We start from the raw sequence: 12,542 nt of genomic DNA, 5'->3' as shown, positions 1-12,542 counted from the left end.
GATTTAATAGACATGTAGACGCCTACACGATTAAACCTTATACCTCTCATTTTATTAAAAAGCGTATAGATTTTTAAATCAAAATATTGCTAAGATCATCTGATGTTTGATAAATAACATTACCATTTATAATGGTTGCAACAATTTGATTATCATCATTTAATAATACTAAATTGGCTAATTTGTTTGGCGCAATACTACCTAAAGTATCATCAATCCCTAATGCTTTAGCTGGATAATAACTACCATGTAACCAAGCCTGTTCGAAAGGTATATTAGTATAATCAGCAAAATTAGTTACCGCACGCTCAAGGGTCAACGTGCTACCAGCTAAACCACCATTATCAGTCCGAACAACATCATCTTGCATATGTACTAGTAATTTACCTAAATAATAATCGCCATTTGGCATTCCTGTTGCTTGCATTGCATCGGTAATTAGTAACAGATTTTTTCCACAACATTTATGGGCGATTTTAATCGCTGCTGGATGAACATGGTGGCCATCGGCGATAATTTCAGTTTGACAGTTATCGATACTTAATGCTGCACCAACAACGCCCGGTTGTCTATGATGTAATCCAGACATGCCGTTATAGCAATGTACCACGCCGCTTGCGCCAGCTAATATTGCATCTTTAATTGTTTGATAGTCGGCATTAGTATGTCCTAACATAACGCGGATTTTTTGTTCATTTAACCACTTGATAATAGAGAGGGCATTGGGGTATTCTGGTGCTAAAGCTATACATTTCAAAGTTCCTTCAGCTAACGATAACCATTTTTCAATTATTGCACGATCTGGTGCACATAGAAACTCTTCAGGATGAGCGCCCTTATGTATATCACTAAAAAAAGGCCCTTCTAAATACGAACCTAATAATGTGGCACCTGAAACGCCTTTTTTTATACTGTTTTTAACTTGTATTAATGCAGCTTCAATCTTTTCATAACTTTCAGTTACTGTTGTTGCTAAAAAAGCACCAACACCACGTTGTGCTAAAAAACAGCTTATGGTATTTAATGATTCATGAGTAGCATCCATAGTGTCAGCGCCCATGACGCCATGAATATGGGTATCTATGAGCGCTGGTAACAGTTTTATTTGGTTCGTACAAGGTTTCTCACTAGGTTGAATATCAATAATTTTTCCATTATTAATACTGATAATTGCATTATCAATCCAACCAACAGGAGTTAAAACCTTTTGAGCACAAATTTGTTTAAATTCCATCAGAACATTCCTTATCAATAGTTGACTGTTTTTGATGTTCATGCCATAAGCTAGTTATTGTTTGCCTACCATTTTCAATAGTTTCTTGACGAATGGTTGTAATATCTAAATTTTCACGTAGTAACAAAATTTCAAGTAAAAGCGGCATATTAATACCACCAATTACTTCAATATTTGGTTGTTGATAACTTAAAATCGCCGATAATCGAAATGGAGAACCTCCGACAATATCTGTTAAAAACAAGACACCATCACCACTATTAGTTTCTTGATATGCTTGGTGCAATTGTTCCTCTAATTGTTCACTACTCATACCATCAGGAAAATTTATAGCCGTAAATTGTGGTTGTTTACCAATAATTTGGGTGGCGGCTTCGTAAAGCCCGGTAGCAAAGCTACCGTGGCCTGTTAATATTATCCCTAACATAATTTCCTCTATAAAAATCCAACTAATTTACCTACAACACCAATAATAACGGTTAATCCAATTAATTTTACTGGTGAGAAATTACGTTTCATTAAACTATAAACAATTAAGGTAAAACCAAGTGGTAATATATTGGGCATCAATTTATCTAATACATCAGCTTGTAGCGCAACATGAGCCTGTCCTGCATTTATTTCTAACGGTGTAGATAAATGTACATACGAAGCAACTAATGCGCCTATTACTGTCATACCAATTATAGATGCAGCATGTGAGATACGTTTTGTGTGTGTTTTTAATAAAGGTAAAGCACTGGTACCGGCATGATAACCATAATGAGCTAAACCAAAACGTAAACCAAAATGCACAATATTAAACATTAGTAGGAAAATTATTGGTCCAAAAAAGCTACCTTCTAAAGCTAACGATGCACCAATTCCAGCGCATATTGGTAGTAAAGTTAACCAAAATAATGCGTCACCGATTCCACCTAATGGTCCCATTAACGCCACTTTCACTGCGCGTATAGTTGAAATATTTTCTTTGCCTTTCTCCATGGCAAGAACTAACCCTGAAAGGAAAGTTACGTCAAAAGGATGGACATTAATAAATTCCATATGCATATGCATCGAATTTTTAAGGTCATCTTTGTTTTTATGTATTTTACGTAATGCTGGCAAGATAGTATAAAGCCAACCTCCAGCTTGCATACGTTCATAGTTGAACGATGCTTGTAAAGCAAGAGAACGAAATGCCATCCGGTTAATATCACCTTTGGTTAGTGTTACATCTTGGCTTTGATCATAAAAAGTATCGGTTGTGGCTTTGCTTGTCGCTAATGCTTGTTCCATACGTTTTGCTTCTTTCTCGGCCATTTTTTTATCATGATCGTTATTAAATTCCATCTTCCACCTCCACTGAATCTGAGCTTACTGGCTTGTTACTATCGTTGTTTTCACGGCCATAATTAAAGAAATCAATCATTGCTATAGCTAAAGCGCCTAATGCAATTGCTAAAATTGGCAAATTAAGGAAAGTCACACCAAGAAAACCTAAAATGAAATAAGCAATATAGGTTTTTTTCATCATAATTTTCATTAGCATTGCAAAACCGATGGCAGGCATCATACCTCCAGCAACACTAAGACCATCAAGCAACCATTGTGGTGATTTCTGAACTAGTGCTGTTGCTGCATCAGCACCAAAGTAGATAGGTAAGAAAGCAACAATAAAATAGAAACCAAAAAGAATAATCATACCAAGATAGTTAACCCATTCAATTCCTTTAAAATTGAGTTGATCAACGAAACGATCACATTTATGCATCATTGGTGAGTATATGGTGAATAAAATAGTGATACATCCTTGTACTGCAATAGCAAATGGTACGGCAATACCTATTGCAACTTTAGGATCTGCATGAGTTAAGATTGCAAAACTAGTACCTATCACACCACCGATAACCACATTAGGTGGTTGTGCCCCTGCTAACGGTACCATTCCCATCCATACCAGTTCTAATGATCCTCCAACATATAAACCGGTTGTAACATCACCTAAAATTAATCCAACTAACGGCCCTATTACGATCGGTCTGTGTAAATGAGTCAGGCCATCAAATAAATCTACACCAGCTATACCGGCTAGAAGTCCAATTAATAATGCATCCATTAACATAGTATGCTCCCTCAAGTTAAGATAGATTGATTAAATCCGCTATTTTTTCGCCAGCTTCATCAGGTACTCGGCGGATTTCACAAGTTACGCCTAATTGTTCAAGTTCTTTAAATGCTGCGATATCTGATTCATCGACAGAAACTGTTTTATGAATTTGTTTTTTACCTTCGGAAAAATGCATATTGCCAACATTGACAAATTTGATTGGTACGCCGCCTTTAACGAGGGTTAATACATCTTGTGGTGTTTTACAGACAATGAAAATTTTTTGCCTTTCTGCGGCTTTGCCAATAATGTCGATAGTTTTTTGTAAGGTAAAATAACGAGTTTGAATGCCTTCAGCGACAACCATGTCCATTAGATTTTGTTGGACTGGATCTTGCGAAGCACTGTCATTGGCGACTAATAATAGATTCGCACCAAGTGCATTAACCCAAGTTACGCCAACTTGACCATGAACTAAACGATTATCGATACGTGTCATAAGAATATTAGGTGTGCTCATTGCTATTAAGTCCTTTTGTTTATTTGTTTAACATATTCAGATGATTAATTTTTATTAAATGGATAAATATTAACGCCTTTTACTACTCGATTGACTTCTCCTGTTGGACAAGGGTTATCTGGAGTCAATCCAAGATAAAGTGATTTTTCAAACGCTAACATTTGTGCGAAAATTAGATAAGGAAATATCAACCAACAATCAGGGAGTTTGCTATCCACCGATAATATTTGTTGATCAATACTCTCTTGACTTGTTAGTGCAATGACGTCAGCAGCAATTTTGTCATGAACAAGTTCATTAAATAGGTCAATATCGTATTGGTGAACATATGGTTCGCTTGAGAAAAAACAGACAACTAAACTTTTTTTATCAACCATAAATTTTGGACCATGACGTAGTCCTAATATTGAATCGAAGCGGGTTGCTACTTTACCGGCGGTTAATTCTAAAATTTTTAATGCAGATTCTTGTGCAATACCTGTGAAGCAGCTACTACCAACATAGATAACGCGATCATGTTCTTTACTGGCTAACTGTTTGGTTATTGATTGCCAGCTTGAAAGCTTCTCTTCACAAATACTGGCAATTTCCATTACTGCATTGTGTGCTTTTTCTAAATCAACATTGTCTAGCAATAAAAGGGTGGCAAGCATCATACTACTAATACTCGATGTCATTGCGAAACTTAAGTCATGAGTTCCTTCAGGCATGACCAGATGTAAAATACGCTTAGAATTATTTTCTTTAGCCGCATACTCTGTTAATGCACAGGTTGGGTTACAGGTTAAAAATAGATGATAACAGTCAGAAACTATTTGATCTGCTAATTTTACTGCAGCAACACTTTCTGGACTATTTCCTGATCGCGCAAATGAGACAATTAACGTTTTTTTATTTGGTGATAAATATTGCTGAGGATTAGTGACAATCTCTGTTGTAGCATAAGCGTGAACGTTACGATGAGTCTGTTCTCTTAGCCATGGTGCTAGAGCAACACCACCAAAAGCAGATGAGCCGGCTCCGGTCAAAATTATTTCTAGATTTGGATCGGAAAGTAAAGGTTGTAAAAATGATTGTAACTGATTTTGCTTTTGTAAAATGATTTGTAATAAATTTCGCCAAATTTGTGGTTGTTGACAAATTTCTTTCGCAGTATGTTGAGCTCCGTGTTGTTCTAACCAATCTAACGAATAATTCAAATATTTTTGCATAATCTATATCCTTCTATATCCTTTTTAATCATTTCAATAAATTTATAACGTTTAATCATCTACAATTACTACATTTATTCCTAATTTATGTAATTGTTCTAGATAATCTTTTGGAATTTTTGTATCAGTAATTAGGGTTTTAATTAGATTAATTTTTTCAATCGTACAGAAACTTTTACGACCGAATTTTGTTGAGTCCGTCATTGCGATAATTTGCCCAGAAACTTGACACATTACCCTGTTAACATTGGCTTCACCGAAATTTGGTGTTGTAATGCCAGCATCTAGATCAAAACCATCAACACCTAAAAAAAGCTTGTCAAAATGGTACATTCTTAATTGTTGTTCTACTGTAGGACCGGAAATGGAGTAAGCTTTTTTTCTGATGTTACCGCCAGCAATAATTACTTCTATGTCGTTATTAGTTGATAATTCATAGGCAATATTTACTGCATTAGTAAAGACAATTAAGTTTTTTTTGTTACGTAAATAGGGAACCATAGCTGCTGTTGTCGATCCTGAATCGAGAATGATTCGGTCTCCATCATTAACCATTTCAGCAGCTCGCTGAGCTATTTTATTTTTTATGATCGAATTGATACGGCTTTTGTCTAATAATGGCTTATCCAATGCAAAGGATTTATTTAACATTGCGCCACCATAACAGCGCAATATACAACCTTTTTCTTCAAGGTGTCTTAAATCGTTTCGGATGGTAACGCTAGATACTTTAAATAATTTACTTAATTTATTAACTGATACGGTATTCTCTGTATCGAGTAAATGAATAATTTTTTCTCTACGCTGCAAAGTATTGATTATTTCTTTATTCATTTTTACCACTCGTTCAACTTTCATTCCTTTATTAAATTTAAACATAGATAAGGGATCGAAAAATGATAGATAGGTCACAAAACTGATTATAAAAGGAAAAATTGAAATATTATTTTCATTTGAAACGAAACGAAAGGTTTCAATGTGAAAGGTAAACAATAAAAAGGAGATTAATCTTATTATTCAAAAATTTAACTTAAAAGAGAAATCACATAAAAGAAAGTAAACTAAACAATAAATGAATATTCGCTTTCACTGTTTAATGTGATCTATATCACAAATTTATGAATGTAATTGATTATAAGGTTGTTAATTGAAAATTATAATCAAGAGAATACTGCAGTTGATATTGAAACACCGATTGGTGTTTCAATAATTCATGAGGTTATTTTTTATTCTGGTTGGTTATTTTTACTGCGATTAACAAACATCATTACGACGAAAGCAATAATTGTTAAATAGATAATGAAAATACCATATGTAGATAGCATATCGATAAATGAACGTCCGCGGATGCCTATATCACGAAAAAAGCGAAATAACCAAACTAATGGAAAGGCATGACTAACATAAAATGCCCATATTGGCATAATACCTACAGCCATGGTTGAACCACCCATAATAAAGCCGGGAGGGACAAGGAAAATCATTTTACTAGCTCCTTCGCCAGGATGGTTAGTTTTCCAAGATAGTAGTAAACCTAACCAACCAAAAGCTAAACCAGTCATAAAAATGCTTGGTACGAAAGTAAAATAGTTACCATCAAAGCGTAGTTGACCAAATATTACCAATATTGCCGTGATTAAGGTTAAAGCCGTTGTATAAAATAGGGCATAAGGCACTGTTCTGGCTAATAATGGTAAAAAACCACGTTCAATTACTGTATTCCACATCCCCATGGTTTTTAATCGACCAATAATCATTAACGAGGTTAAACCATAGGTTAATGATGAAAAGAAGTAAACAAAATAGATAATAGTGGATATTGTTGATGAACTAGCTGGATTAAACATGGTTCTCGTTTTTAATTGCATTGGTGATAAGGTCGCTTCTGTTGCTTCTCGACCTAGTCCTAATGCTGCAACTTTACCAACACTTAATTCTGCACCTGATTCAGGGATAATTTCATTCAGGCTTTGCATTACTTTAGCATTTTGGGCATCATTTGAGTCATCAGCAAAATAACCTAATTTAACCGTCTGATCACCTTTTTTTAACGATTTTTCTAACCCTTTAGGAATATATAACACGCCTAAATTACGATCATGAGAAACCAATGTAATTGGATTAACTGGCGATCGAATCACTTCTGTTATTTCAATAAATGGTGACGTATTTACCTTACTGATTAATTCAGTTGAATAATTAGAACCATCAAGATCAATAACGGCGATTTTTCCTTCAAAAACTGAACCATGGCTCAGAACAATTGAAAAAATAAGTGATACGATTGCTGCTAAACCTAAGCACACTTTATAATAAGGAATGAAGTGGCCTGATAACATAGCATCAAGCTCTTCAAGCATAGATTTAATGATGTTTTGTCGCATCATTGATCAACCTCAATTGTCATACCGGTTAATAGTTGTGGAATAGATTCCATATAAATTCTAACTTGGTAAGATGTTAAATCAGCCTGTCCTCGTTCTCGAGTCATGCGTAAGTCAGCAAATGATGGCGCAGCAGTTGCAAATCGAACGGTGCCTTTTACTGTTTTATCTAATGCGATAACATTCGCCTTCACCTTTGTGCCTGGTTGATAATCATTGACCATTTTTTCATTAACATAGATATCGACATATTTACGATCCGTTTCTAATAATACAGCTGGTGCTCCAGCAGGTGCCATCTCACCATCTTCAAACATCAGTTTTAGAACTTTACCATCTTCTGGCGCAACTAATGTTAGTCGATCGTAATTGACTTGTAATTGTTTTAAATCAGCTTGAGCTTGTGCTAATTGCGCTTTAATTTGAGCAAGCTGATTTTGACGATTTTGCAGTTTTTGTCGATCAATAGTAATCGATTGCAATGTCATACCTGTGGCATTTCTAGTTTGTTCAAACTGGTTAATTTGGTCTGGAGTTGCGCCAATCATTAAGGTTGATAATTGGCTTTCAATCTGTACCACTTGCATTTTGGTACTAATGTAGACATTTCGTGCTGCATCAAGTTGTGATTGAGAAGTACCACCCGTTTTTCTTAATTGAGTATGGCGTTGAAATTCAGTATTAGCTAGATCACGAGCAGACTTTGCCGCTTCAAGATTAGCTTTAACTTCCTCAATTTTTCGCCAAGTTGATAACTCATTAAGATTGATTTCATTTTCAGTGATTTCGATTGCTGCTTGTTCTTGATTAACAGCAGCAGTTTGACTATCAACTAATGCTTGCAAGCGATCAATTGATAGCTTGGTATCAATATCTTCAAGTTGCATTAATGGGTCGCCTTTTTTAACGAATTGTGATTCTTGGACAAAGCGTTTAATTACTTTTCCACCTACATTTTGAAAGGCAACATTGATTTCATCAGCGGTTAATACCCCTGATTTGATACTTTTAGCAACAGTTACTGCATCATTTCTTGAACCAAGACAAATTAATGTAGATCCAAATAGAAGTAGCAATAAAAATATAGCAGGAATTTTAATGTTTTTGGGTAAATTTAAGTTTAATTTATTTTTCATTTATTTAGTCAGCTAAGTATATTGTTAAAATATCATGATTATGAATAATTATTGGCAATTATTTACGCAATAATTTGCGTAACATTGCAATTAAAGATTCCTGCTCTTGTGGATTTAAGACTTGAGCAAAAGCACGAATCGATTTTAAGTGATTAGGTAATGCCTTTTGGATAAGATTTTCCCCTGTTGCAGTAAGGGTAATTAGTCGAGAGCGGCCATCTTCTCCACTTTTGGTCATTGATATTAAAGGATCGGGTGCTGCTAACATTCGTTTCACCATTACCGAAACGGTTGCTGGTGTTACGCCAACTCTTAATGCTAACTCGCTAGCGCAAGTTTCTCCTTCACTATATAGTGACATTAACAAGGCAAATTTTCCTTCAGATACATCATAATCTTTGGCTAGTTGTGCATAAATATTTGATCGAATTAAATCGGCGGTGGTGATTAAACTTAAGACAAGATCAACGCCTGAAACCTCAATAATTTCATCATTAAATCTTTGTGCTTTTGCTAAAGTTTCGCGAGAAGGAAGTATTCTTGAATTGTAATTCAATTGTCATTACCTAATTTATTTAGTCGGCTAATTATACTTATTTACCACTAATTGGCAATCCTTTTTTATGGCTATTTTAATGTACTAGTTGAATTAGTTATTTTCAGTGCTATCGTAAATTTTTTTGAGAAAAGTATAAGTAATGTTATATAGTTGTTCATGTTAACTTTTATATATGGATTTTTTTTCATCAATAGTTGTTTGAATTGATAATAACTATACTAATAGTTATAGTCTCTATTATTTTTAACAATCAATATTGTTCAAATAAATAATAATTTAACTATATTGTAGTGTGAAAATTGCTGGTCTAAGATCTTTTTTGTGACTTTTTGCGATCTTTTATTAAACAGCGCTTGCAACAAGCATAAATTTTGCGTAAAATTCACGCCCTATAAGATTAATCAATGCAGACATATATTTTTAATCAGGAATCGTCTGCTTTTTATTGCGGAGTTAAGTATGTACGCAGTTTTCCAAAGTGGTGGTAAACAACACCGAGTTAGCGAAGGACAAGTCGTTCGCTTGGAAAAAATTGAAGTCGAAACAGGTTCAGAAGTTGTTTTCGATAAAGTTTTAATGGTAGCAAATGGTGAAGACATCAAAGTTGGTGCTCCGTTTGTTGAAGGTGCAACAATTAAAGCAGAAATTGTTGAGCACGGTCGTGGCGAGAAAGTGAAAATTGTTAAATTCCGTCGTCGTAAACACTATCGTAAACAACAAGGTCACCGTCAGTGGTTCACTGATGTGAAGATCACTGCAATCGCTTAATAGGAGTATCGAACAATGGCACATAAGAAGGCTGGTGGTTCATCACGTAATGGTCGTGATTCCCAGAGTAAACGTTTAGGTGTTAAACGTTATGGTTCTCAAGAAGTTCTTGCGGGTAACATTTTAGTTCGTCAACGTGGAACTCAATTCCACCCAGGTACTAACGTAGGTTGTGGTCGTGATCATACCCTATTCGCTTTAGTTGATGGACAAGTTAAGTTCGAAGTTAAAGGACCTAAAAATCGCCGTTATGTTAGTGTAGTTGCTAACAGCTAATAAATTAGCGGTTTAAGAAGTTATAGAAGCCTCACAGTTATTGTGGGGCTTTTTTCATTTCTTGAAATTTATATAAATTAATTCATTATGATAAAACAGCAAAATGTTAAATTAGGTTTTGCATTAGCCATGTTAACAGCCGTTATGTGGGGACTAGTGCCAATTGCTATGAAATATGCATTAGTTGTTATTGATCCATTAACATTAGCTTGGTCACGATTAAGTATCTCCGCTATCGGTATTACACTATGGCTGGCTTATAAAAAACAGTTTCCTAATTTAGCTATGTTCAAAAAACGTCGCCGTTTTATCCTATTGATGATTGCTGGATTTGGTCTACTCGGTAATTTTGCTCTTTTTGCAACAGCTGTGCAGTATTTATCTGCAACTACTGCTCAGGTTGTTGGCCAAACTGGAATTGTAATATTTATGATTTCCAGTGCAATTATTTTCAAAGAAAAATTAAGACCAACACAAATTATTGGTATTACCATATTATTAATAGGGTTAGGGTTGTTTTTTAATGAAAATCTAGCTGATCTTTTTGCTAATATGTCTTCATATGGCATAGGTGTTTGGCTGGCCTTACTGGCTTCTATCTCATGGGCATGTTATGCGTTAGCACAAAAAGTATTATTAAAAAAATTACGAGCAGAACAGCTACTTTGGTTGATTTATCTTATTTGTAGTATTTTTTTATGGCCTCTAGCATCACCAACGAAAATAGCCAGTGCTGATTTTAGCCAATTGTTTGCTATTATTTTTTGCGGGTTGAATACTATTATTGCTTATGGTGCTTTGGTTATGGCCATGGAACGTTGGCAAGCAGCACAAGTAAGTGCAATAACCACATTAACACCACTTTTTGCACTGATTTTTTCAGATTTATTTGCTTTACTATGGCCAGAAAAGTTTGCAATGCAATATTTAAATATTTTAGGTTATATTGGCGCAGTATCTGTGGTCGCTGGGGCAATGTTTGCAACAGTTGGACACCATTTATGGCAACCAAGAAAAGGCTGGCTGATTAACCGAAAGAAAGAGGACAAATAATGAAATTTGTAGATGAAGCTTCAATTCGTGTCGAAGCTGGTGATGGCGGAAATGGTTGTGTTGGTTTCCGCCGAGAAAAATATATACCTAAAGGTGGTCCTGATGGTGGCGATGGTGGAGACGGTGGTGATGTATTTTTTATTGCCGATGAAAATTTAAATACATTGGTTGATTTTCAATTTGAAAAAAACTACCGAGCAGAACGTGGTCAAAATGGCCAAGGTTCAGATTGTACTGGTAAAAGAGGTAAAGATATTACCGTTAAAGTACCAGTTGGTACACGCATAACCGATAAATATACCGGTGAAATTATTGGCGATCTCACTCATCATCAACAAAAAGTTCTGGTTGCTAAAGGTGGTTTTCATGGACTGGGTAATGCCCGTTTTAAATCCTCAGTCAACCGTGCGCCAAGACAAAAAACTGATGGTACGCCAGGTGAAAAACGAGATGTTTTATTAGAACTGTTATTACTTGCCGATGTTGGTATGTTAGGTCTACCTAATGCAGGTAAATCAACGTTTATTCGTAGCGTTTCAGCCGCTAAACCAAAGGTAGCTGATTATCCATTCACAACTTTAGTACCGAGTTTAGGTGTGGTTAGAATGGATAATGAACAGAGTTTTGTGGTTGCCGATATTCCTGGGTTGATAGAAGGCGCATCAGATGGTGCAGGGCTTGGCATTCGTTTTTTAAAACACCTTGAACGTTGCCGTGTGTTAGTGCATTTAATTGATATTGCGCCAATTGACGGTTCAGATCCGATTGAAAACGCCAAAGTTATCATCCAAGAACTACATCAATATAGTGAAAAGTTAGCCAATAAACCGCGTTGGTTAGTGTTCAATAAGATGGATGTATTAGGCCGCGAAGAGAGTGAAAAACGAGCAGCCGAAATTGCCCAAGCTTTAAATTGGGATGATAAATATTATGTTATTTCGGCAGTTAACCGTGAAGGTGTAAAAGCACTATGCTGGGATTTGATGGAGTATATCAATGCGCATCCTCGGGAGACCGAAGAAGAGAATAATTCCCCTGAAAAAGTAGAATTTATGTGGGATGATTACCATCAACAAGTGATGGATGATGCTTTGGATGACGATGATTTTGATGATTGGGATGAAAGTGATGAAGAGGGTGTTGAGTTTATCTATCAAAAATAAAACTATTCCCAAAAGTTAATTATAATGGTTTGTTTATAGTTAAATATTCCAACAAGCAGGGGCAAATCACCCTGCTCTTCTCAATTATATTCCTTATAAAAACAAAATGTTAATATAAAAACATATGTTAAACTGACAAAATTTTGTCA

At 35.3% G+C, this 12,542-nt stretch carries 14 protein-coding genes; 4 read left to right on the top strand and 10 right to left on the bottom strand.

Annotated features, from left to right (window positions below; genetic code table 11):
- Positions 1-73: 73 nt before the first annotated feature.
- The 10 genes from nagA to H3U97_RS07345 all read right to left on the bottom strand — a co-directional run bounded on the left by nagA (position 74) and on the right by H3U97_RS07345 (position 9,130).
- Positions 74-1,234 (bottom strand): N-acetylglucosamine-6-phosphate deacetylase, encoded by a 1,161-nt coding sequence (gene nagA / locus H3U97_RS07390; protein ID WP_198198631.1) that lies wholly within the window; start codon positions 1,232-1,234, stop codon positions 74-76.
- Positions 1,224-1,661, bottom strand: a complete 438-nt coding sequence (agaF, locus tag H3U97_RS07385) for a PTS galactosamine/N-acetylgalactosamine transporter subunit IIA (protein WP_065614706.1) — start codon at positions 1,659-1,661, stop codon at positions 1,224-1,226. Before agaF ends, nagA begins: the two co-directional genes overlap by 11 nt.
- A gap of 8 nt (positions 1,662-1,669) precedes the next feature.
- Complete coding sequence (locus H3U97_RS07380) at positions 1,670-2,566, bottom strand: PTS system mannose/fructose/sorbose family transporter subunit IID (protein WP_065577870.1); 897 nt, start codon at positions 2,564-2,566, stop codon at positions 1,670-1,672.
- Positions 2,556-3,338 (bottom strand): PTS N-acetylgalactosamine transporter subunit IIC, encoded by a 783-nt coding sequence (gene agaW, locus H3U97_RS07375; protein WP_065614704.1) that lies wholly within the window; start codon positions 3,336-3,338, stop codon positions 2,556-2,558. The genes H3U97_RS07380 and agaW overlap by 11 nt, the downstream gene beginning before the upstream one ends.
- Before the next feature lie 16 nt (positions 3,339-3,354).
- A complete protein-coding gene (gene agaV / locus H3U97_RS07370; RefSeq protein WP_065577868.1) occupies positions 3,355-3,843 on the bottom strand; it encodes a PTS N-acetylgalactosamine transporter subunit IIB in 489 nt (162 codons plus the stop codon).
- A 44-nt stretch (positions 3,844-3,887) separates the two neighbouring features.
- The gene (locus tag H3U97_RS07365) at positions 3,888-5,054 is read right to left on the bottom strand and encodes an SIS domain-containing protein (protein ID WP_198198630.1); all 1,167 of its coding nucleotides are present in this window, start codon (positions 5,052-5,054) and stop codon (positions 3,888-3,890) included.
- Between the two features lie 51 nt (positions 5,055-5,105).
- Positions 5,106-5,888 (bottom strand): transcriptional repressor AgaR, encoded by a 783-nt coding sequence (agaR, locus tag H3U97_RS07360; protein ID WP_065577866.1) that lies wholly within the window; start codon positions 5,886-5,888, stop codon positions 5,106-5,108.
- A gap of 392 nt (positions 5,889-6,280) precedes the next feature.
- Positions 6,281-7,441 (bottom strand): ABC transporter permease, encoded by a 1,161-nt coding sequence (locus tag H3U97_RS07355; RefSeq protein ID WP_198198629.1) that lies wholly within the window; start codon positions 7,439-7,441, stop codon positions 6,281-6,283.
- On the bottom strand, positions 7,438-8,574 hold the full coding sequence (locus H3U97_RS07350; RefSeq protein ID WP_086359394.1) for an HlyD family secretion protein: 1,137 nt from the start codon (positions 8,572-8,574) through the stop codon (positions 7,438-7,440). Before H3U97_RS07350 ends, H3U97_RS07355 begins: the two co-directional genes overlap by 4 nt.
- 58 nt (positions 8,575-8,632) lie before the next feature.
- Positions 8,633-9,130, bottom strand: coding sequence for a MarR family winged helix-turn-helix transcriptional regulator (locus H3U97_RS07345; RefSeq protein WP_065614700.1), 498 nt, complete (start codon positions 9,128-9,130; stop codon positions 8,633-8,635).
- Between the two features lie 462 nt (positions 9,131-9,592).
- Here H3U97_RS07345 and rplU point away from each other — a divergent pair, with 462 nt between their 5' ends.
- The 4 genes from rplU to cgtA all read left to right on the top strand — a co-directional run bounded on the left by rplU (position 9,593) and on the right by cgtA (position 12,393).
- The gene (rplU, locus tag H3U97_RS07340; RefSeq protein WP_065577863.1) at positions 9,593-9,901 is read left to right on the top strand and encodes a 50S ribosomal protein L21; all 309 of its coding nucleotides are present in this window, start codon (positions 9,593-9,595) and stop codon (positions 9,899-9,901) included.
- A gap of 15 nt (positions 9,902-9,916) precedes the next feature.
- Positions 9,917-10,177, top strand: coding sequence for a 50S ribosomal protein L27 (gene rpmA / locus H3U97_RS07335; RefSeq protein WP_034883716.1), 261 nt, complete (start codon positions 9,917-9,919; stop codon positions 10,175-10,177).
- A gap of 87 nt (positions 10,178-10,264) precedes the next feature.
- The gene (locus tag H3U97_RS07330; protein ID WP_065614699.1) at positions 10,265-11,230 is read left to right on the top strand and encodes a DMT family transporter; all 966 of its coding nucleotides are present in this window, start codon (positions 10,265-10,267) and stop codon (positions 11,228-11,230) included.
- Positions 11,230-12,393 (top strand): Obg family GTPase CgtA, encoded by a 1,164-nt coding sequence (cgtA, locus tag H3U97_RS07325; protein WP_198198628.1) that lies wholly within the window; start codon positions 11,230-11,232, stop codon positions 12,391-12,393. The genes H3U97_RS07330 and cgtA overlap by 1 nt, the downstream gene beginning before the upstream one ends.
- The last annotated feature ends 149 nt before the right edge of the window (positions 12,394-12,542 follow it).

The sequence above is a fragment of the Gilliamella sp. W8128 genome, from assembly GCF_016100545.1.
Lineage (GTDB): Bacteria > Pseudomonadota > Gammaproteobacteria > Enterobacterales > Orbaceae > Gilliamella > Gilliamella apis.
This window is presented reverse-complemented; position numbering and strand designations above follow the sequence as displayed.